Raw genomic sequence first — 22,230 nt, forward strand, 5'->3', positions numbered from 1 at the left:
GAAATGACAATTTTTTGGTCGGAGGATTAAAGCAAAAGTTTTTAAAACCTATTGAATATGGAGTTTATTATTTTCTACTTTAGAAAAAATCCTCCTTTAAAATGAATAAAGGAGGATTTTATTTTTTATTTTTATCTTTTTATCTTTTTATCTTTTTATCTTTTGACAATCTTATGGGTAAAGGCTGTTCCATCTTTCAAAGTGATATGTAAGAAATAAGCGCCGGATATAAGCCCGGAGAGATTGATCTTATTTTCTTCGTAAGCTTCTGATACCTTTTCACCATCAATACTGAAAACTTTTACTGAACTCACTCCAGATACTGATTTTATAATAACGAAATCAGCTGTAGGGTTTGGGTAAATGGTTACGTCTGTTGTTTTTACATCATTAATGTTTAAAGTGGTGTTGCTTTTTCCCTGAACGTACACGGAAAGATACACATCTCCTTGCTGCTGATTGAAAACGGCTGTGGGAATGCTATGTTTAAGCGTATGATTTCCTGCAGTTATATTTGGAACTGTAAACCCTCTTACAGGAACTGAATTGCCCGGACACCAGTTGTTCCAAGAAGTCCAGTCGGCAAAAGTTTTAGGAGTAGATCCATAGATTCCGTTGCCTTGTGTATTATATACTCTGTAAGGTTCACATGAAATTCCCCCCGGAGTGTAAGTGAGCATTTGTACATTATCCAGATAGGTATAATTTTGCCTTCTTACATATTCCTCGCCACCGCTATTGGCTCCATGAGGTGTAGAAATTATAAAGAACCGTGCATCACTAATTGGAGCTGGCAGATTAAAATTGACCAACCTAACCGTTTCACCAACCACATCGGTGCTGTTGTAGTTATTAAGTCTGCTATATGTCAATAGTGGTACCAGACTATTGTAATCAGAAGGAGTAGCTCCTGTATTTGTTGAGAAAAAAGTCAATGTGCCTGAGAAAACATCAATTCTACCTGCGCACCCTGCAACCTGGGTTTGAGCTGCATAAGGAACTCCAAATACATCCAGTTCCATATACATATCGTACATGTTGCGCAGAGAATCGTCATGAAATACACTGTACATATTACTTAAATCGTAAGTGTAAGGAACTTCCAGAGGAGAACGGTTTTTATTCATGAACGGAGTAATATATCTGCCCACTTCAATTCTTTTTACGTTGGTGTCATTTACCGTATAGGTCGGCTGATTTTTAGGAACCATGGCTAAATAAACACTTCCCAAACGATCATAGTTGTCGCATAAAGCACCTATGGTTACGCGCATTGCAATTTTGGCCTTAAAAGAATTAAGCTCGGTATCCGTAAGCTTTCTAGCGTATCGGGTATTGGATAATCTTATAAGTCCGGTAGGTACGGGATTGGATACAGGTGCAGCATAACCATCATAATAAACGGCCTGTGAAATCACATTGGTTACCGTTGTTGTTTGTGATTTAAGAAGACCCGCAAAAAGTAGGCTTAAAAAAAATAGTTTTTTGTGCATATGATTGGTGTTTACTACAAATATATTAAGATGTAAGGTTAAATAATCACATTTATTGGAAAAATTAAAACTTTAATGTTAAATTAGCAATAAATACCAGATTAACTTTATTAAATATGAAGAAAACTTTACTTTTCCCTTTGTTATTGGCAGTGTTGCTGTTTAATGCTCAGATAAATTTAAATATAGGAAGTACCAATGTGGGAACTGCACCAATAAGTAGTTTTTTTTCTTATTCGTATGTGCAGCAGCTTTACCCCAAACAGGAAATAAATGCCAATTCTGCAGGTAACATCACAGGGCTTGCTTTTTATTTAGACTCGTCAGCAACTATTGGAGATTCTTCGAACTGGACAGTCTATCTTGGGCATACGACAAAATCTGCATTCATATCTGGTACGGATTGGATTCCTGCTTCACAGCTAACTCAGGTTTTCGCAGGTACTGTAACTAATAATAATGGTAAGGTTGAAATCTCTTTTACTACACCATTTGCTTATAATAATGTTGATAATTTAGTTATTGCTGCAAAAGAGAATTCTCAGAGTATTGACATTAATAATTTTGATGAAGTTTTTCATGTTTATGACCATATTCCAAACTCAACCCTTTATTATAAAGGGGACCAGATGGTTATAGACCCTGTATCTCCACAAGGAGGAATAAGAGCAAATTACAAATCGGCAATAACAATTTTAGGATTAACATCCAGTACTACGCCTGCTTGCCCTTTTGTTGTATATCCGATAAATAATGCCCAATCCATTCCTTTGTCTCCGGCTATTAAATGGTTTCCTGTTTCCGGAGCAGATTCTTATAGAGTGTCAATAGGGACTACTCCTGGAGGTGTGGATGTTATTAATCAACAAGTGGTAACGACTACTGATTTTTCTCCATCAATACCGCTTAATCCAGGTATAAATTATTATTTAAGAGTGACCTCTGTTTCGGCCGGTGTAAACTCATCTGCTTGTACTGATATAGCTTTTAAAACAGTTCCTCCGATACCAGTAAACGATGCCTGTTCTGGTGCTTTATTGGCTTCTTCTTTTCCTTATACCTATACACAGAATGACGCTGTATCTGCAACTAACAATGCCGGTAATATAAATGTATGTTCTGATGCAATGAATGATGGAACCTGGTTTAAGTTTATAGGAGATGGAAGTCAGTATACAATTAAGGCAACAATGCCTTCGGGTAGTACTTTCGACCCTCAGATTGGAGTTTATAATGGAAACCGCAATAATCTTGTTTGCGTAAATACAGTTGATAATGGAGGTGGTGGTACTGCAGAAACAATTACGATCCCCACAGTCGCAGGAACAGATTATTATATAAACATAGGATCTTATGAAGAAACGATAGATGCACCTGAAGATATTTTTACCATTACGATTACCAAACTTTAGCACATAAAGATATTCTTTGGCAATGAATTAGATCAGAATTTGTAAGCTTGTATTGATGATTATTTTTCGTTATTTGTTTTAATTCTTTTTATGTAAAGTAAACATAGTTTGCAATTATTCTGAATGTCCCGTTAAATCCCGAAAATATTTAACAAACTTTAACTCAAAAATGGCATTCATTATGTTGATTAATGCAAGTATTTATTAGAAATTTACCAACTATTTTAAATTAAGCTATGTCAGATACATACCAGGCAGAAGATATTCGCCAGCTCACGGAGAAAGTAAAGGAAAAGAATTATTTGTTTACGCTTCTGAGACAGGAAATCAATAAAGTTATTATTGGACAGGGATACATGATAGACCGGCTTTTGGTGGGTCTTTTAGGAAATGGGCATGTCTTGTTGGAAGGTGTTCCTGGATTGGCTAAAACTTTAGCGATAAAAACTTTGGCTGATGCCGTTCACGGTGATTTTTCAAGGATTCAGTTTACTCCGGATCTGCTTCCTGCGGATGTGGTAGGAACCATGATTTTTAATATCAAAGACAATGACTTTTCTATAAAAAAAGGTCCGGTATTCGCCAACTTTGTGCTTGCGGATGAGATCAACCGAGCTCCGGCCAAAGTGCAGTCTGCTCTTTTGGAGGTAATGCAGGAGAAACAGGTGACGATAGGAGATGAAACGATGAAGCTTCCGAAGCCGTTTTTGGTATTGGCTACCCAGAACCCTATTGACCAGGAGGGAACTTATTTATTACCTGAAGCACAGAGCGACCGTTTTATGCTGAAATGTAAAATTGATTATCCTGAATTTGAAGATGAAAGAAAGGTGATGAGAATGGTTTCCACCTCTCACCAACCATCTGTTCAGCCTGTCATTTCACTGCAGGATATCGTAGATGCTAAAGAACTGATCAACCAGATTTATCTGGATGAAAAAATCGAAAAATATATTCTTGATATGGTTTTTGCCACCCGTTATCCTGAAAATTACGGTCTTGCGGATCTTAAAAACTATATTAGCTTCGGAGCCTCTCCAAGGGCTTCCATTAACTTAGCAATTGCTTCCAGAGCATATGCTTTTCTGAAAGGAAGGGCTTTTGTGATTCCTGAAGATGTAAAAGAATTGGCCAAAGATGTTTTAAGACATAGAATTGGTTTAACATTCGAAGCAGAAGCAGAAGAGATATCATCGGAAGAAATTGTTAACAGGATTTTAGCAAAAATTCAGGCACCTTAATATTTATGAATGATGTTGTGATCAGAAAGGCTGTCCTTGAAGATTGTGTTCCTATGTTGGAGCTGATCAGGGAACTTGCCGAATATGAAAAGGCTTTGCATGAAGTTACGGTAACTCTGGAAGAATTTATTGATGCCGGATTTGGAGATACACCTGTTTGGGGAGCTTTTGTAGCAGAGGTAAATGCTGAAATTGTCGGAATATCCTTATACTATAATAGATATTCAACATGGAAGGGAAGAAGATTGTATCTGGAAGATCTTGTGGTTACAGAAAGGATGAGAGGTAAACAGATCGGTAAAAAATTATTTGATGCAACCGTGGAATTTGGAAAATCCAATAATTACAGTGGAATGATGTTTCAGGTATTGTATTGGAATGAGCCTGCCATTAATTTCTATAAAAAATACCATCCTAAATTTGATAATGAGTGGCTGAATGTCTCGATTGATTTCAAAGACGGAAGCTGGAATAAGGAACAGGAAGTTGAAAATTAAATGCTGAAAATTTTATATTTTCTTCCAGGCCTTGAACGTTAAATTTTCTAGTATTGTATGCAGATAAAAGATATTGTAAAAAAAGTAAAACAAATAGAGATCCGTACCCGAAAGAAGACGGAGGCTACTTTGATGGGACAATATCACAGTGCTTTTAAAGGGCAGGGGATGACCTTTTCGGAAGTCCGGCCTTATCAGTTTGGAGATGAGATCAGAAGAATTGACTGGAATAAAACAGCCCGTTTCCGTGAGCCTTTTGTAAAAGTGATGGAAGAGGAGCGGGAACTTACTATGATGATTTTGGTCGATATTTCAGCTTCCATGGATTATGGGACAAAAACCCAGTTAAAGAGAGAATATGTGGCGGAAATCGCTGCCAGTCTGGGTTTCTCAGCGGCCGGAAATAATGATAAGGTAGGCCTGATCCTGTTTGCTGATAAAGTATACAAAGTCATTCCGCCGCAAAAAGGAAGAAAGCATATCCTTTCTATTATCAGTAATATTTTAACCGCAGATTATGTTCCTGCAGTTTCGAAAATAGATAAAGCTCTGGAATATATGATGGGCATTTTCAAGAGGAAATCCTTAGTGTTTCTTTTTTCTGATTTTGAAGATGCTTATGATTCTAAAATGCTTAGGGTGACCTCTAAAAAACACCAGTTGTTAGGAATGAGGATTTATGATGAAAAAGATAACGAGATTCCGGATGTAGGCTATGCATTATTTTATGATTCTGAAACAGGGAAGCAGGTTTGGGCCAATACTTCAAATGCAAGATGGAGATATACTTTTGCTGAAGCCCAGAAACAGAAAGTAAGGGCCATAGAAGAGGATTTTGCCAATAGTTCTGCCAGTTTTATGAATGTAGCTGCAGGTGAGGATTATTCAAAACTATTGTATAATTATTTTCAGAAGAAATAATTGAATTAAAGGGGCTCACAGCCAAAATTGAATTGAAATTGAAAAAAATACTTTTTATATTATGTTCTCTCATCTGTGTTAATGCTTTTTCACAGATACTTTCTTCGCACCTCGAAAAACAGACACTGGCTTTGGGAGAGGTTAATCACTTTGTGATCAAAATTGATAATCTCAATAATCAGCCGGTAGGTGCAGCTCCTAAAAATGAGCTCCTGCCTTTTCATTTTGAAGAGGTGAAGGACAGCATCGGAACGAATGCAAATACTTATGAAAGAAAGATCGAATTTGCGGTTTTTGAAGAGGGAAAATTTACTATTCCGGTATTGGAATTTAAAGTGGGAGATAAAATCCTAAAGACCATTCCCTATGAAATAGATGTTATTAATACGGCTCAAAAAGGAGATCAGATTAATGATATCATGAAGAATAAGGAAGTAAAACTGGAAACCAGGGATTACTGGGAGCTCTATAAATGGTATATACTGGCTGCTTTGGCATTAATTGCATTGATTATTGCGATTATTATGTACCTTAAATGGGGCAGGAAGTCAAAAAGTGAGCCGGTTGTAGCAACAAACCAAACATTGAAAGAGCTGGATTCACTTAAAAAGAAAAAATATATCGAAGAAGGCAATTACCGTTCTTTTTATGTAGAACTTATTGATATTTCCAGGAAGTTTATTACCAAACAATATCATTTACCAGCTGATGTATTACTTACGGATGATCTGGTGAATCTTATGAAACAGAATAATACCATATCTCTGGAAAATGAAAAGATAGTGGAAGAGGTATTTTTCAGAGGAGATCTGGTGAAATTTGCTAAAACATTCCCCGATCAGAAAACCATGGAAAGGGATCTTGCAGATATCAGAGAATTTGTAAAAAGATCTTCCAAAGATCTTGAATTTGAAAACTTAAGAAAGGATGTTTAATTTCGAGTTTTATAGTCCGTGGTTTTTGCTGCTTTTCCTGTTGTTTATTCCCCTTTTATTCAGGGATGTGAGCAAACAGAAGAAAAAAGGTATAAAAGTACCTACTGTAAAAAATATGGATAACAGCGGTGGTATTCTTGCTGTGCTTTTTTTACTTAAGATTTCAAAATATATCATACTTTCGGCACTTATTATTGCGATGGCAAGGCCAAGGACCTTTACGATTTCACAGGATAGAGATGATACAAAGGGAATTGATATTATGATGTCCGTAGATGTGTCTTTAAGTATGCTTGCTAAAGATTTAACTCCCGACCGTCTAACGGCACTGAAAGATATTGCTGTAAAATTTGTTGAAAAAAGGCCTAATGACAGATTAGGGCTGGTTACCTATTCGGGAGAGGCATTTACTAAGGTTCCTGTAACTTCTGATCATCAGGTGGTCATCGATGAATTGAAAAATCTCAATCCATTGGAGCTTCAACCCGGAACTGCTATCGGTGAAGGGCTTTCCGTAGCGGTGAATCACTTAAAAAACAGTAAGGCAAAGAGTAAGATTATTATTCTTATGACAGATGGTGTGAATACGATCGAAAATGCTATGCCTACACAAGTTGGTGCTGAACTGGCTAAGAATAATAACATCAAAGTCTATTGTATAGGAATTGGAACGAATGGATATGCACTGATGCCTACCCAAACCGATATTTTCGGAGATCTTGTATTTACCGAAACTGAGGTGAAGATAGATGAACCTGTTTTAAGGGAAATTGCTCAGACTACGGGAGGAAAATATTTCAGGGCTACATCAAACAGCAGTCTTGAAGAAGTGTATGATGAAATCAACCAATTGGAAAAATCTGATGTAAAGGTTTCCAAGCTGTATAATTACCAGGAGTATTTTAAAATATTTCTTTGGATCGCTTTGGGAATGCTTGTTATGGATGCATTGTTAAGATGGGTGTTTTATAAATTTTTGAGCTGATGGATTGGTATTTAGGAAATTATTGGTTTTTGTTGTTGCTGTTGCTTTTGCCGCTGCTCGGATTTTTATTGGTTCGTTATCTTAAATGGAAGAATAAAAGGAAAATCATCTTTGCAGACAATAAGTTTCATGAGGAGCTTTTCGAAAAAAAATCAGGCTTTACAAAGATTTTCCCGACGCTGTACCTATTAGGAACATTATTTTTAATCTTTGCGATCATCGATTTATTAAATGGTTCTGAGGAAATCAAGACCAATCAGAAATTGAATAATGTCATTTTTGTTTTGGATGTTTCCAATTCGATGAATGCGGAAGACATTAATCCTAACCGCTTGACTGAAGCAAAAAACCTCATGATCAATACCATGCAAAAAATGAGAAGCGATAAAGTGGGGATTGTAATTTTTGCAGGCGAAGCTACTTCCATTATGCCTCTGACCACAGATTATACTTCTGCTGAAACCTATATTAACGCTATTGAAACGAGTTCTATGCAAATCCAGGGAACGGATTTCATGAAAGCTATGCAGGCAGCCGTGAATAAGTTTAAAAATGTAAGTAAGGGAGCCCGTAAGATTGTTTTACTAAGTGACGGTGAAGACAACGAAGGAAATGATAACGCTGCGATAAAGCTTGCCAATAAGGAAGGGATTATGGTAACATCCGTGGGGATCGGATCCGACGAAGGCGCTCCTGTTCCGGAATATGTTTTCGGACAATTGATGGGGTATAAATCCGACAGGACCGGAGAAACTGTTATTTCAAAAAGACAGACCGGCGCTTTGAAAAAAATGGCTGAATCTACCGGTGGATCATATATTGACGGAAATAACGTTAATGAAGCTCCGGACAGGATTATTGATGCGCTGAATAAAAAAATGTCATCATCAGAAACCCTTGTGAAATCGCAAAACGCCAATCACTACTATCAGTACTTTTTAGGGGTATCTATATTGTTTTTTTTCTTAATTTACATTTTTAATCCAAAGAGAGATTTTAATGTTTAATTTTCTCCATTTTTTCCAGTATTTTTAAAAGATACTTTAACCGAATTTTAACAAATAAAAGCCTGTTTATTAACATATAAAGGAATAATTTTGCATATGATGAATACTAAAATCATTTTTTTATCGTTTATAATTGCTTTTCTCACATCAAATTCTCTGTTTGCTCAGGAAAATTACAGAACATTGGTGTATGAGGGCAATCAGAAATTCAACGGTAAAAATTATGATGGAGCATCTTCTAAATACATGGAGGCTATAAAATCCAATGATAAAGATTTTACGGCCCATTATAATTTAGGCAATGCGTTGTATAAAAGTAAAAAATATGAAGAGGCAAGGGTTGAATTTGAAAAAGCACAAAAGCTCTCTCAAACCCTGCCGGATAAAGCAGCGGCTCTTTATAATTTAGGGAACACTTATATGCAGACAAACCAGCCGGATAAGGCAGCAGATTTGTATAAGCAATCCTTAAAACAGGACCCCTATAACGAAGCTACTCGAAAAAATTATGAAATTGCGAAGTTGAAGGAAAAAGAAAGCCAGGAAAAGAAGAATCAACAGAATAAATCTGGAAAAGGCGGTGGCGGCAAAGACCAACAACAAAATGATGATCAGAAAGGTAATCCAAAAGATCAAAAGCAAGACCAAGGTAAAGGCCAGCAAAATCAGGGAGAAAGCCAGCAGGGAAATAACCCTGACCAGAAGAAGAATAATGAAGGCAAAATGCCCAAAAATCTTGAAAACGCAATATTAAATAAAGTAAGCGAAAAAGAAAAAGAAACCGCCAGAAGAATTTTAAATAAAGATTCTTATTCGATGCCCGAAAGCAACGAGAAAGATTGGTGATGCAACATAAACTGATTTACATAATACTTCTATTGACTTCCGTAATTTCTTACGGACAGGTTAATATTTCCGTAACTCCTGATAAAACGGATTATAGCAGCAAGGATATTGTAAATCTCACCATCGTTCTTGAATTGAACGGGAGTGAATATAACCAGCAGACTCCACTGCGTTTACCCGACTTATCCAAATTCAATATGGTGGGGAGCGGATCTGTTAGCAGTGGCTATATGGATCCCGAAACCAATACGGTTATTACACAATACGTTACAAGGGTAGCTTTGGAGCCTAAACAAAAAGGGAAAGTAAAAATCGGTTCCGTACTGGTTACCATCAACAATAAAATCTATAAAACCGAACCGTTCGATATTTTTGTAAGGGATGTTGAGAAAAAGTCCGTAGCCAGCGCTTCAAATGACGTATATCTTAATATGGAAATTGAAGACAGGGAAGTATATCAGGATCAGCCCACCATTGCTGTATTAAAGGTTTATTCCAGAAATATTGATAATTTCAGAAGGGTAAAAAATATTCGTCTTCCCAACCAGGGAAACATCAATGTTCACGCAATTAATTTCAACAGATCTGAAATTGATCCTTCTGACTATGGAAATATGGCTTCACAGGTTTTAGCCATGTTTATGATATTCCCTAATGAAGCAGGATATGTGGAAGTTCCTTCTGTTTCAGCCTCATTAAGCAGCTATGCCAATAAAAATAAAATACTTTCCAATAAAGTAAAACTTAATGTAAAAAGATTACCTGAAGGCTCACCGGAATGCTTTAAAAATGCAGTAGGAAACTTTAACGTGAGTGTTTTTAATGCAACTAAAGAAAAAGTTGAAGTTAAAAAACCGTTGAATGTGATCATAAAGGTTTCAGGAGAAGGGAATTTAACGGATATGAGTTTACCTACGATTGCAGAATCTCCGGACTATGAAGTTTTTAAGCCTAAGATTACAACTAAGGTAGTTCCCGGATTAGCAGGGATTAAAGGTGAAATTCTGGCAAATTATGTTGTTATTCCTAAGAAAGCAGGACCCATTTCAATTAAAACGGAACAGTTTGCATTCTTTAATCCAACAAGTAAAGAATATGTAGACCTGGGACAGGAAACATTATCGGTAAACGCTTTCTCCCATGACCAGATCATGGAAGCCCGATCTACGGTTGAAAGAGTAAATGAGTACACAAACAGTCTTTTAGAAACGGTAAATACACCAGTTCTTAAGACGACAACGTTTAAAGTTAAAGAAAAGAATAAGTTTCACTGGAACATTCTTTTAACGAACATTGCTATTCTTCTTACTTTGTTTGTTCTATATCTGTTATTCAAGACTTGGCAAAAAAAGCGTAAATTGATTAAAGAAACTGTAGCTGTAAAACCTCTGGGATCTGTAGCGGAAACAGAAAAGGAGATACGGCAAAGGCTTAAAACTGATGTTAATGATTATTTCAGTTATCTGGAAAATCTTAAAGACAGTGAAGACTACCAGAAATTCTTTCAGACGGTTGATGAACTGGATGCAGAAGTAAGGAAAGAGTATTTCCAGGGCTCTTCAAAAGATTTTGTAAGTTTCCTTGAAAGCTATAAAGGGGTGGCTGTTGCTGAAGAATACAGAACTTTATCACAAAAGATTCAGATAGAAAAGTTCTCTCCTGTGAAATCATCAGAAGGAATGGATGAGCTGTTGATCGCTATTGTTAATTTGTATTCAAAGATTAGCAAATAGTTATTTATTTTTCATATTTTTGCGAAATTATTAAATACGAAAGATGGAAATTTTTGATCAGTTTTCTTTGAAAGAAGTTCTAACCTGTTTTATGGTTCTTTTTGCTGTTATTGATATTATCGGGTCTGTTCCTATTGTTGTAAGTCTTCAACAGAAATTCGGACAGATTGAAGCGGGAAGGGCATCAATTACAGCAGGGATTATCATGATGGTTTTTTTATTTGTAGGAAATAAAATCCTCAAATTCATTGGAGTGGATGTTAACTCCTTTGCCATTGCCGGGGCATTTGTCATTTTCATTATTGCTATAGAAATGATCCTGGGAATTGAAATCAATAAAACAACGGAGGCCAAGTCAGCATCTATTGTTCCTATCGCTTTTCCTCTTGTTGCAGGAGCAGGAACATTAACGACGACTTTATCCTTGAGAGCTGAATTTCATGATATTAATATTATCTGTGGAATTATTCTCAATACAATTTTCGTATATTTGGTGCTGAAATCAGCTAAGTGGCTGGAGAAGAAAATGGGAGAAGCTACATTAGCTGTTCTACAGAAAGTTTTCGGTATTATCCTTTTAGCTATTTCAATTAAATTATTTACCGCTAACTTTGCCCAATTGGTGCAAAACTATTTTAATTTTTAAGAATTATGCAGAAGTTTTATAAAGTATTTTTAATACTATTTATCGTTTTCATCGCAATTAATCTTTACGCGTTGGACTGGCAGTCAGAAGTTTTATCTGAAGATAACCTGAAGTTTGTTTTTTCAATTGCTTCCGCGGTGATCGGACTCATTTTACTTTTCGTATTGAATACCTGGAGTAAGATAGGAGTAAAGAAATAATCTTTATCATTACAAAAAATATAAACCTCTTGGATTTCTGAAGAGGTTTTTTTATTGCTGTAAATGGAGTTCAATCAGGATTATATTTTTCTTTAAAAACACCGGGTTATCTATTAAGAGAAGACCAGGTTTTTAAGTACTGCCTCAGACTTTAGTTCCGTTTCCTGCCATTCTTTTTCAGGATTGCTTTGTGCCGTAATTCCACCCCCTACAAATAAATGCACTGAGTTACTATAAAGTTTCGCACATCTTAAATTCACAAAATACTGTATGGTTTCTTCAGTCTCGATTTTGATATACCCGGCATAAAATTCACGGGGGAATTTTTCATATTCTTCGATCTTTTCCCTGCAGAAGTCTTTAGGGATTCCACAAACGGCAGGAGTAGGATGCAGCTCTTTAATGATATGGTCTACATCTTCAGGTTTGATCTTTGCTTTAAAATCCGTTCTGAGATGTTTAATATTTCCTGAAATATGATCATATGTTGCAGATCTTTCTATATGACCCAATATAGCATACTTCTCAAAAATATCCTGAATATAGTTTGAAACCGGTTTTTGTTCCTCAATTTCTTTTTCGGACCAGCTTTCAGACACCGGTAGTGTGCCTGCCAGGCTCATGGTTTCAAAAGTATGGGTAGTTTTATCAAACTTTCCTAATATCTCTGAAAAAGCTCCCATCCAGGAAGTCTCTCCATTCACAAAAACATATCTGAAAGCATTGGGATAAGCATTGCATAGATTTTTAAAACTTTCCTTTACATTGATTTCAGAAAAGTTTTTAATAATTTTTCTTCTCGAAAGAACAATTTTTGGGAGATTGTTTTCTCTGATTACTTTAATGACTTTGTCCAGTTTATCCAGATACTCATCTTTAGTTTCGCCGGTATAACCATCGGGATCGCGGGGTAAAGAAAATTCTGTTATTCTACGATTATGAAAATCTTCTGCTTTGACTTCGATGATATCACCTATAAAACGGAGATGGCCTAAGTTATGAAATGGATAAACGGTTACTGAATTCTTTAAAGATTCTTTATTGGTGGTATATAGCTTTTCGTTGAAAGGAAATTTGAAGTAAATCATGAGTCTGCTGCTTTTAGAAAAATGCCTAGGAAAAATAAAAACGCTAAGCCGCTTTTCCTTTATGCAAAGGTATTGTTAGTCTGAGAAACGTCAAAATCAATTGGATTGTTTTTTGAAATTCTTGCGCTATATCATAAAAAAGACTCAAATATACTTGAGCCTTTGTATTTTTATTGGTAATGAAATTACCGGTTGATGATGTTATTGGTCATTGTGGTGTGGTTGATCAGTTGTCCTTTTTCGTCACGGATCTCAATTTCAGAAACATGCATTGTTTTTCCTTTTCTTATGAAACGTGCCGTGCCGGTAATAATTCCATCTTTTTTGCTTCTTAAGTGGTTGGAGTTGATGTTGGTACCGACACCATAGTATTTCTCACCATCGATAAAAATATTGGACAGGCTTGAACCCAACGTTTCCGCTAATACACAACTTGCTCCGCCGTGGAGAATTCCAAATGGCTGATGTACTCTGGGTAAAACCGGCATTGTTGCCGTAAGGACTTCGTTTTCCTGATCAATATCGATAAATTTTATTTCAAGTGCTTTTGCTAAGGTTTCTTCACCCCAGTTGTTAAGAAAGTTCAATAACTCCTCTTTGGTCATATCTTTCATATAGCGGTAATTATTTTATGATTGTGCTCCATTTTCTGTTCCCATGATATTGGGATTCCAGTTGGCAGGAACTTTCGGGACAATATCATTTTTTATATAATAATTCTGGATCTCATCCATAATTTCTGAAAAAGGAGCCGAAGCAATTCTTTCATAAGGGATCGTATATCCGAGATAAATAATCTTCCTTTTAAAATCCCCGGCAGCCAGAACAATAGGAACTTTTGCAGCTAAAGCCATATGGTAAAAACCTTTTCTCCATTTCGGAACCCAACTTCTGGTTCCCTCGGGAGTAATAACCAAACTGAAATCTTCCTTTGCAAATTGCTTGGCAACAAAATTAACAAGATCATTTTTCTGACTTCTGTCGATACCAATTCCTCCCAGACCTTTCACGATTCCGCCATACCATCCTTTGGTATGAGCATCTTTAATGATTATCTTCAATGGCTTTTCCAAAGACCAATAAGCAAAATTCCCTAAAATGTATTCCATGTTATGGGTATGAGGTGCTACTACAAGAATACACCTGTTAAGGCTGTTGACGTCGCCCTGAAGCACGACTTTCCAACCCATCAGTTTCAACATTATTTTGCCAATTAGTTTTTTCATAGATTTCGTATTAAAACAGAAAAAGTATAACCAAAAGGTTATACTTTACAAATATATTGAAATATTATCGCTCTTAAAATAAACCGCTGATTAAATCTACGATTTTCATTATAATTTCTAATGCTACTTGTACCATGGTTGAGGTTTTTTTAATTGATTTGGTTATGAATTAAATAACTATACGAAGGTATGACAATTTTTTAACATAAAGAACTAATAAATAATATTTTTTGTCACTTTTGAGAGAAGAAGAGTGTGAATTTCAAACTGTTGTCTTCCATTCACACCTTCTGCCACTCTCTGCAGTTTATTATTTGGTTTTTATGGAAATTTCGTCTTTTCCATCCTTGATCTGGATGTCTACTTTACCTTTTTTCTTGATGTCAGATTTTACGGAATCCATTATCTTTTCTGCTTTTGAGTTTGGAACTTTTTTTCCGTTGATAATGATGCTATCCTTATCATTGGAGTTGTACTCTATAGTAGAACCATTAACGGAGATCTTATTTTTCTCGATTCTGATATTTGCCTGATCATCATCAGAATTTTCATCATCGTCATCTATTCCGTCACCGTTCAGGTCCCCGTCGAAATTAATTCCGTCTTTTTTGATTGGAAGTACCACTACATTCTGTGGAACCACAAGTTCATAATCTACATTATAATCTCTGAAACGATGTTCGTATGGATATTTAATATAATTAGGCAGTATTACCTTATTATTTATTACTTCTACAGGAACACTCACATTTAATGGAATATTATATCCCTTTGCTTCTTTTTTAATGATTAAATAAGGTGTTTTTATATCCGCTTTTCTTGTTACGTCAACGTGGATCCAGTCTTTTTGGAAAACGTTTACTTTATCTGAATAAAGGTCATCATCATATCCCAGGAAGTTTTGTGGAATAACGATTTGCTTCATATCTACATAAACACTGTCTGATGTTGTATTGATAGATACCTCTTCTGTGTCTTCTTTGTGGCCTTTTAGAAACATGTCTTTTCTTGCCATGCTCACTCCGAAATAAGTAGATAATGCGATCAATCCAAGGAATAATGCTCCCAAAACCCAACCCGTATTTCTTAATTTTGTTTTAGGCGAAATTAATTTGATACTTAATAAGGCAAATAACAGGGCAGGAATTAAACTTCCTAAAATGATCATGGCCATAATGGTATATTTCATTCCGTCATTATCGAAATAGAAATTCATTTCGTTAATAGGAGGGAAATCATTAGTTCCCATAAATCCGAAGACTACAAATACTCCGATCAGACAAGAAAAAGAGATCAGTGCGAAGATTCCTCCGAGAACATATCTCACTACGTTCCATATCCCGCTTCCTGCATTATTAATGTAAGGTTTGTTTTCGATGTATATTTCTCCGACTCTTTGAGTAGATTCGTTGGCAAATTGTACCAGCTTATTCGATTCATTTTTAAGATTGTCGAAGTTCATAGGCTTTCCCTTCATTTTCAAAAAATCTGCAGCAGTTTCTGCTTTGGGAAGTACGATCCACAGAATAATATAAAGTAGTGCAATAAGTGAAGAGGATATAGCAGCTGTAAATATACCCAGGATAAATACTCCAAGCCAGATTGCTCTCATGGCAGTAATATCCATTCCTACATAATGGGCCAGACCTGCACACACACCGGCGATCTTTTGTCTTTCAGGATCACGGAATAATTGTCTTTTGTCTGAATATTCTGCGCCTGAGTGGCCTGTTCTTTTAGAGTTTTTCTCTGAATAATATGCTTCTTCCTGTTCTTCGATTTTTTCTGGTGTTCCGATTTGTGCAATTACTCCTTCTACATCAGTATCGTTGATAACTTCTCTTTTTCCTAATGAATCTCTGAAGATTTCAACCATTCTTATTTCTATGTCATGCATTACCTCATCTGCTTCTGAAGCATCCAGAGAGCTTCTTAGGGCATTAAGGTAATCGCTTAGCTTTATGTATGCGTGTTCCTCTATTGTAAAAGAAAAACCTGCGAGTCCTATTGAGAGTGTCTTGTTCATAGCTTTGTTTTTTAATTTTTTTGAGTGATTTGGTTTACTGAATCTGTTAATTCGTTCCAGGTATTGAGAAGTTCACCTAAAAACAACTTTCCTTTTTCTGTAATCTGGTAGTATTTTCTCGGTGGGCCTCCTGTTGATTCTTCCCATCTGTAAGAGAGAAACTCACCATTTTTTAATCTTGTTAAAAGAGGGTAGAGTGTGCCTTCTACTACATCCAGTTTTCCTTTTTTTAGTTCATCTATAAGGTCGGAAACATACATTTCACGATGATTGATAAGACTTAAAATACAGAATTCCAGAATCCCTTTTCGCATTTGCGCTTTGGTATTTTCAGTATTCATCTTAATAAGGTTTTAATTAGTTATATTTAGAATCCGGTTCCTAGCTAGTTGAACCTATTCTTATTTTACATTACAAAGATATGTAATTAAAATGGTATTATGCAATACAAAGTAGTGAAATTTTTATTTATTTTTATTTAATTAACTGATTTTCAATCAAATAAATTTCATCTATTTTTTTAAGAAAATCAAAATCAATTAAAATAGAAGATAAATGATGGTCATTCTGAACGCTATTCTTATTTTTGTTATGGAAATTTCAGTCACCTGTATACTGAGCAAAAAAGTTAATTTTGAATAGTTCTGTAATCTTGATCATCTTTATTGTTTTAGGATCTTTTTGCTCCGGTCAGCAGCATTTTGAAATTAAAGATGGATCCTTATTGTATAATGCAGAAATCACTGTTCAGGATTGCGATGCTGATAAATGTAGTGGAAATGGTACAATTGTACTGAAAGATAAAAGGACCTCGCGGACTTTACAGGAGTTCACGTCTGATGATCTTTATTTTTACCTTGGTAAGAATCAACAACCTAGTGTTAATGTTATTCAGCTTTATGATGAACAGAGCCCGCTGATATTTAGAGATTTTAATTTTGACGGTTTTGAAGATATTGCTATCCGAAATGGTAATGAAAGCAGCTATGGTGGTCCTTCCTATGATGTATATGTCTATAATACGACAAGAAAGCAATTCGTGATCAATGAGGAATTAACTGATCTTGCCCGCGAAAATCTGGGAATGTTTCAGACAGATCCAAAAAGGAAAAGACTCATAACATTTTCTAAATCCGGTTGTTGCTGGCATTTAACCACAGAATACAGGGTGCTGCCCGGAAAAGGGCTTGATAAGATCTTTGAACTGGAAGAAGATGCCATGAATGGTGAATCTGTAAAAGTAACCCGACGCGAAAAGATTAAAAATAAATGGATCATAAAAACAAAGAGATATCCAATCAAAGAATATTATAAAGAATAGGAAACATGAAAATACAAAAGGAAATTGATTTTATTCTTGCTGTAGATGCATTAAAAAATGTACAGAGAAGGAATTATAATGCGGATGATTCAAGAAGAGAAAATACTGCTGAACACTCATGGCAGATCATTATTTTAGCACAGGTACTTTTCCCCTATGCTAAAAACAGGGCTGATATCGATCTGTTAAGGGTGATACGGATGCTTTCTATCCACGATCTGGTAGAAATAGAAGCTGGAGATACATTTTTATTTGACGAAAAAGCCATGGCGGGCAAATTTGAAAGAGAAAAATTGTCTGCCCAGAAGATTTTCGGGATTCTGGATGAACCTTTGCGTTCGGAATTCTTTAATTTATGGCTGGAATTTGAAGAAGAACAGACCCCTGATGCTATTTTTGCCTGTGCAATAGACAGGATCATGCCGTTTATCCTGAATTCGCATACTTCAGGAAAAAGCTGGACAGAAGCTAAGGTAACAGAAAGCCAGATCAGGAATATGCTGGAAAATGCCATCAGCCGGGCTTCTGATGAAATGGGAGAAGCATTCCAGCTTTTACTAAGTAAAAGTCTAGAAACAGAAAAAGTTTTAAGATAAATAAAAACGCAAGCCGAAGGCTTGCGTTTTTTCTGATTATAGTATCTGTACAGGCTTTTTAAATTCGTCTATAGCTACGAAAGTGAAATCTCCTACAATAGCTCTTTCTCTTTCATACGAATACATCTGTTCTGTATAAATTTCTACGTTTACCTTCATACTGGTAGTCCCGACATGGGAAACTGTTCCTATCAATTCTACAATAGTTCCTGCAGGAATAGGCTTTTTAAAATCAATTTTGTCGCTGCTTACGGTTACCACTCGTTTTCTTGCAAAGCGGGTAGCGGTAATAAATGCCACTTCATCCATCAATTGCATCGCTGTACCACCAAAAAGGGTATCGTAATGATTGGTTGTGTTGGGGAAAACCGCTTTAAAGATTCTGGTTTCAGATGCTTGAATTCTTTCTTCTGTAGTCATATTTCATTATTAAATTAAAGCGGGATGAAATTATTGAAATAAACAGAATAATCCAGGAATTAGTATATTCCTGAAAACATCCATCAGATCAATAAACTTCAGGCCGCGAAAGTTTCTTGTTCGAAGAAAAGGCAGGTCTCCTGACTTGTAACATCTTTAATCCCTTCCCATGCATGGCACAGTGGATCCTACATAAAGACTTTTGTTACTTACAGTTGCGCGACAGCTCGTGATTTTCACACGATTCCCTTTTAATCTGCGTTAGGCAGAACCCATTCCTGTGATGAATAAGTGGTAAGACTTTTTCAGGTGCAAAAATAAGGATAATACAGAGAAGTAAGGTGAATTATTCCGGATTTTTAAAAATAATCTGATGAGCCACCCGGCCCTGTTTGATTGTCCAGAGTGTGGTATACCTGTTTTCACCTGATCCGTTCACCATATAAAGGAAAATATTATCATTATCAATAGCAGCTACACTGATGTTATTGAAATCCATAGTAGGCTGGAACATATTTTTGATGGCTTCTCTCACAAAAACAGAGCCACGCCCCACCTGCTGTACCCGGATCGATTTGATTTCGGTCATCCCTTCCGGAAGTTCTTTGCTTATTCCCCAGGGTTTAACTTTATCAATGGTTAATATCGTTCCATCCGTATCTTTTTCCTGTTTACGGTAGCTGGCATTAGAAGGATAAATATCGATGATTACTTTACTCCTTTGAGCGGTAGGTATTTTGGGGTTGTTATTATCTGTGAAAATGAGTGATCTTCCGTTTTTGGATTTGGAAGGTGTGTATTGAGGCAACTGATCAATAAAGGCTACACGGTCTTTATTCACCATACCTTCCTTATCAAGATTTTCATATCTCACAAAAGGCTTTTCAGTATCCTGCTTATCGGGATATTTGATCCATAGCCATTCTGTTTCTCCGGGAGCCGGTTTTACATAAAGAAAAACATCCCCTTTACGCATTCTGATTTTGTCTACAATTTTTCTGTAATTATCCTTTGCCACCCGTACATTGGCATAGCCTTCTTCTGCTTTTACAACTCCAAAAGGAATTTTTTGCTGCCCTTTTAGGAAGGCTAATGAAAATAAACTGAAGGCAGATAAATAGAATGCTTTGTTTACAGAAATCATCATGAAAAATTTTTGATACTTCAAATATATAAATTAAAAGTATTTCGGAACATAATTATAGCTTCCTAAAATCTTCTTTATTTGCTAAAGAAAGTTTTTACAAAAGAAATTTATTCTATTAGGTTGGAGGGGATAGAAATTCGGTAAGGCGAAATTTTTTGGGAAGAAGGAAAGGGCAAGAGTAAAGAATAAAGAATAAAGAATAAGAGAGTGCTTTTAGCACTCTCCTTTATTATTATTAATTTTTAAATTCTTTCAAGCTCATCGGCATCAATGGTTGTTTTAAAGGTTCCATAATTGACAATCACTTTATTTCTTGAAATTTTTTCAATCGTGCCGACACTGGTACTTCCTGTAATACGCACCCGTTGTCCCACTTTCATCCAGATCTCACGATCGGTTTTGCGTTTTTCCTCTATTTTTTCGTTGGTTTCTGCGATTTTTTCAATAACCTCTTCTTTTTTCAGCTGCTGGGTGATCTTTCTTTTTACAATCTGAAGACGTTTGGTTTCATCTTTATCAGCACCTATTTTTCTGAATTTTTCCTGTTCTAAAATCTTCACGAAATCTTTTACCACATCCTTCCTGGATTTTCCCTTAACGTAGCTTTCGATAAAAGATTCTATTTTGTTCCCGAACTGAAGCTTCCGATGTTCTTCTTCATAGAGCTTTTGAAAATTGAATAATTTTTGCTGAAGTTGTTCATTCAGCTTTTGAAGGTTATCCCGTTTATCTTCTACCGATTCCTTTCTTTCAGCCAGATCTGTTTTAAGCTTTTCAACTTCAAATTTTTCCTGCTGTAGCTTAACAATGGTTTTATCAAGGTTTACAATATCGTGTTCTACCTTTTTCTTTGCAGAATGGATAATGAATCTCGGAATTTTATTCTTTTCGGCAACTTCAAAAGTAAAGGAACTTCCTGCCTGGCCTACTTCCAGCTTGTACATCGGTTCCAGAGTTTCTTCATTGAATAGCATCGCCGCATTTTCAGCATTAGGGAGTTGTTCTATCACCAGTTTGATATTGGTATAGTGTGTGGTGATAATCGCGAAACTTTTTTTGTCGTAGAAAAATTCAAGGAAACTTTCTGCCAGGGCACCTCCCAGTTCCGGATCGGAACCTGTTCCAAACTCATCAATTAACAGGAGCGTATTGGCGTCTGATTCCCTGATGATTCCAGACATTTTCTTTAATCTCGAAGAATATGTCGAAAGATGGTTTTCTATAGACTGATTGTCTCCAATATCAGTCATGATTTTGTCAAAGAAAAACATTTCGGATTTCGGGTGAGTGGGAACAAGGATTCCACTTTGGATCATCAGCTGTAGTAATCCTACCGTTTTTAAGGTTATTGATTTTCCCCCTGCATTGGGACCGGAGATACAGATGATCCTGTTATGTTCCGTCAGACTCAATGTTTGTGGGTGGATCGTTTTGTTCTCTGCTTTATTCCTTAGCCATAACAATGGATGAAAAGCTTCTCTTAATCTCAGGGTTTTATGGCGGTTGATTTTAGGCAGTACTCCATGGATTAATTCTGCAAATTTGGCTTTTGCCCTCGTTAAATCAAGATCAAAAATGTATTTTTGATACCTCCAGAGCTGAGGTTGAAATTCGGCTAATTCAGCTGTAAGTTTCCTCAGGATCTTATCAATTTCTTTCTTTTCCTCCTCTTCAGCTTCCTTCAATTTAAAATAGTGGCTGACTACGCTGTTCGGCTGTATATAGGTAATGGATCCGGTTTTTGAAAGTCCCAAGACTCTTCCGGAAACCCTTTTTTTATACGCAGATTTTACTGCTAAAACTCTTTGGTCCTCTATAATACTCTCACGGATGTCATCCAGAAAATCACTTTGCCCATAATTGAACAAGGCCCGGTTGAAATTTTCCTGAATTGCTTTTTTGGCATGCTGAATTTCTGTCCGTAATGTTTTTAGAACGGGTGAAGCTTCGCTTTTTACCTCTCCAAAACGGTTGAAGACTTTATCAACCTTATCAATGATCTCTTTTTTAAATTCAAGAACTGAAACATTTTCCAGAAGATTGGGAAAAGTATCCGGCATGGTGGGAAAGAACTTTTGTAGCTTTCCGATTTGTTCCGTGAGTGTTTTTATCTTGATGAATGCGCTGTTTTCCAGTCGATAGTTCTCAATCAGCATTAATTTCAGTTCCGCTTCAATATCTTCATATTCATCAAATGGGATAGCATTTGAACTTTCAAAACTTGAAAGATATTCCGAAGTTTTTTTCAAAGAAAGCTCTGCTTCGTCGATTTCCATAGGACGAAGTTGAAGAATTTTTTCTCTCGTTTTCGGAGAATACGCAAAAGGAGAAATTTCCGCGAGCAATTGCGGAAATTCTAATTCGTCTAAATCTTCTTTATTTATATACACAATGCAAATTTAGTGAGAAATTGTGAATTTGATGAGATGATAATTTGAAAATGAGATATTTTGAAAATTTTATGGTCCTGATCTTTTTTAAATGAATGTT

22 protein-coding genes and 1 riboswitch are annotated in these 22,230 nt (G+C 36.0%); of the genes, 13 read left to right on the forward strand and 9 right to left on the reverse strand.

Annotation, left to right across the window (positions count from 1 at the left end; all coding sequences use genetic code 11):
* Nucleotides 1–155: 155 nt before the first annotated feature.
* Nucleotides 156–1,493 carry a peptide-N-glycosidase F-related protein gene (locus AAEU33_RS10650; RefSeq protein ID WP_345992583.1) on the reverse strand — a complete coding sequence of 446 codons (1,338 nt, stop codon included), beginning with the start codon at nt 1,491–1,493 and terminating at the stop codon, nt 156–158.
* A 116-nt stretch (nt 1,494–1,609) separates the two neighbouring features.
* Here AAEU33_RS10650 and AAEU33_RS10655 point away from each other — a divergent pair, with 116 nt between their 5' ends.
* From AAEU33_RS10655 to AAEU33_RS10705, 11 genes are all read left to right on the forward strand, one after another.
* Nucleotides 1,610–2,905, forward strand: a complete 1,296-nt coding sequence (locus tag AAEU33_RS10655; protein ID WP_345992585.1) for a hypothetical protein — start codon at nt 1,610–1,612, stop codon at nt 2,903–2,905.
* Nucleotides 2,906–3,141: 236 nt separating this feature from the next.
* Nucleotides 3,142–4,146, forward strand: a complete 1,005-nt coding sequence (locus AAEU33_RS10660; RefSeq protein WP_172279551.1) for a MoxR family ATPase — start codon at nt 3,142–3,144, stop codon at nt 4,144–4,146.
* Nucleotides 4,147–4,151: 5 nt separating this feature from the next.
* Nucleotides 4,152–4,643, forward strand: a complete 492-nt coding sequence (locus AAEU33_RS10665) for a GNAT family N-acetyltransferase (RefSeq protein ID WP_345992588.1) — start codon at nt 4,152–4,154, stop codon at nt 4,641–4,643.
* Between the two features lie 57 nt (nt 4,644–4,700).
* Nucleotides 4,701–5,564, forward strand: coding sequence for a DUF58 domain-containing protein (locus AAEU33_RS10670; protein WP_273648649.1), 864 nt, complete (start codon nt 4,701–4,703; stop codon nt 5,562–5,564).
* Nucleotides 5,565–5,596: 32 nt separating this feature from the next.
* The gene (locus AAEU33_RS10675; protein ID WP_172279545.1) at nt 5,597–6,499 is read left to right on the forward strand and encodes a hypothetical protein; all 903 of its coding nucleotides are present in this window, start codon (nt 5,597–5,599) and stop codon (nt 6,497–6,499) included.
* Nucleotides 6,492–7,484: a VWA domain-containing protein gene (locus tag AAEU33_RS10680; protein WP_172279543.1), complete on the forward strand. Its 993-nt coding sequence runs from the start codon at nt 6,492–6,494 to the stop codon at nt 7,482–7,484. The genes AAEU33_RS10675 and AAEU33_RS10680 overlap by 8 nt, the downstream gene beginning before the upstream one ends.
* Nucleotides 7,484–8,491: a VWA domain-containing protein gene (locus tag AAEU33_RS10685; RefSeq protein ID WP_345992590.1), complete on the forward strand. Its 1,008-nt coding sequence runs from the start codon at nt 7,484–7,486 to the stop codon at nt 8,489–8,491. The genes AAEU33_RS10680 and AAEU33_RS10685 overlap by 1 nt, the downstream gene beginning before the upstream one ends.
* Before the next feature lie 96 nt (nt 8,492–8,587).
* Nucleotides 8,588–9,337: a tetratricopeptide repeat protein gene (locus tag AAEU33_RS10690; protein ID WP_345992592.1), complete on the forward strand. Its 750-nt coding sequence runs from the start codon at nt 8,588–8,590 to the stop codon at nt 9,335–9,337.
* A 32-nt stretch (nt 9,338–9,369) separates the two neighbouring features.
* Entirely contained in the window at nt 9,370–11,070 is a 1,701-nt protein-coding gene (locus tag AAEU33_RS10695; protein ID WP_228456972.1) for a BatD family protein, read from the forward strand.
* Between the two features lie 43 nt (nt 11,071–11,113).
* On the forward strand, nt 11,114–11,716 hold the full coding sequence (locus tag AAEU33_RS10700; protein ID WP_172279537.1) for a MarC family protein: 603 nt from the start codon (nt 11,114–11,116) through the stop codon (nt 11,714–11,716).
* A 5-nt stretch (nt 11,717–11,721) separates the two neighbouring features.
* Nucleotides 11,722–11,916, forward strand: coding sequence for a hypothetical protein (locus tag AAEU33_RS10705; protein ID WP_172279535.1), 195 nt, complete (start codon nt 11,722–11,724; stop codon nt 11,914–11,916).
* A gap of 113 nt (nt 11,917–12,029) precedes the next feature.
* On the opposite strand, the gene AAEU33_RS10710 is transcribed toward AAEU33_RS10705, so the two are convergent.
* From AAEU33_RS10710 to AAEU33_RS10730, 5 genes are all read right to left on the reverse strand, one after another.
* Nucleotides 12,030–13,004: a chorismate-binding protein gene (locus AAEU33_RS10710; protein WP_345992595.1), complete on the reverse strand. Its 975-nt coding sequence runs from the start codon at nt 13,002–13,004 to the stop codon at nt 12,030–12,032.
* A 185-nt stretch (nt 13,005–13,189) separates the two neighbouring features.
* Nucleotides 13,190–13,618, reverse strand: a complete 429-nt coding sequence (locus AAEU33_RS10715; RefSeq protein ID WP_172279531.1) for a hotdog fold thioesterase — start codon at nt 13,616–13,618, stop codon at nt 13,190–13,192.
* A gap of 15 nt (nt 13,619–13,633) precedes the next feature.
* Nucleotides 13,634–14,230 carry a 1-acyl-sn-glycerol-3-phosphate acyltransferase gene (locus tag AAEU33_RS10720; protein WP_306613777.1) on the reverse strand — a complete coding sequence of 199 codons (597 nt, stop codon included), beginning with the start codon at nt 14,228–14,230 and terminating at the stop codon, nt 13,634–13,636.
* A gap of 310 nt (nt 14,231–14,540) precedes the next feature.
* A complete protein-coding gene (locus AAEU33_RS10725; RefSeq protein ID WP_345992597.1) occupies nt 14,541–16,256 on the reverse strand; it encodes a PspC domain-containing protein in 1,716 nt (571 codons plus the stop codon).
* Between the two features lie 11 nt (nt 16,257–16,267).
* Entirely contained in the window at nt 16,268–16,597 is a 330-nt protein-coding gene (locus AAEU33_RS10730; RefSeq protein ID WP_089027279.1) for a PadR family transcriptional regulator, read from the reverse strand.
* A 293-nt stretch (nt 16,598–16,890) separates the two neighbouring features.
* Here AAEU33_RS10730 and AAEU33_RS10735 point away from each other — a divergent pair, with 293 nt between their 5' ends.
* Nucleotides 16,891–17,577 (forward strand): FG-GAP repeat protein, encoded by a 687-nt coding sequence (locus AAEU33_RS10735; protein ID WP_345992600.1) that lies wholly within the window; start codon nt 16,891–16,893, stop codon nt 17,575–17,577.
* Between the two features lie 5 nt (nt 17,578–17,582).
* Entirely contained in the window at nt 17,583–18,173 is a 591-nt protein-coding gene (locus tag AAEU33_RS10740; RefSeq protein ID WP_345992602.1) for an HD domain-containing protein, read from the forward strand.
* Between the two features lie 36 nt (nt 18,174–18,209).
* Here AAEU33_RS10740 and AAEU33_RS10745 read toward each other — a convergent pair whose 3' ends face one another.
* The 3 genes from AAEU33_RS10745 to AAEU33_RS10755 all read right to left on the reverse strand — a co-directional run bounded on the left by AAEU33_RS10745 (nt 18,210) and on the right by AAEU33_RS10755 (nt 22,130).
* Nucleotides 18,210–18,593, reverse strand: coding sequence for an acyl-CoA thioesterase (locus tag AAEU33_RS10745; protein ID WP_089027276.1), 384 nt, complete (start codon nt 18,591–18,593; stop codon nt 18,210–18,212).
* Nucleotides 18,594–18,705: 112 nt separating this feature from the next.
* Nucleotides 18,706–18,884, reverse strand: a riboswitch (cobalamin riboswitch).
* A gap of 55 nt (nt 18,885–18,939) precedes the next feature.
* Nucleotides 18,940–19,740 (reverse strand): hypothetical protein, encoded by an 801-nt coding sequence (locus tag AAEU33_RS10750; RefSeq protein WP_273648638.1) that lies wholly within the window; start codon nt 19,738–19,740, stop codon nt 18,940–18,942.
* Between the two features lie 242 nt (nt 19,741–19,982).
* Nucleotides 19,983–22,130, reverse strand: a complete 2,148-nt coding sequence (locus AAEU33_RS10755) for a DNA mismatch repair protein MutS (protein ID WP_345992604.1) — start codon at nt 22,128–22,130, stop codon at nt 19,983–19,985.
* Nucleotides 22,131–22,230 lie beyond the last annotated feature (100 nt).

This window comes from Chryseobacterium sp. Chry.R1, assembly GCF_039645525.1.
GTDB classification, from domain to species: domain Bacteria; phylum Bacteroidota; class Bacteroidia; order Flavobacteriales; family Weeksellaceae; genus Chryseobacterium; species Chryseobacterium proteolyticum.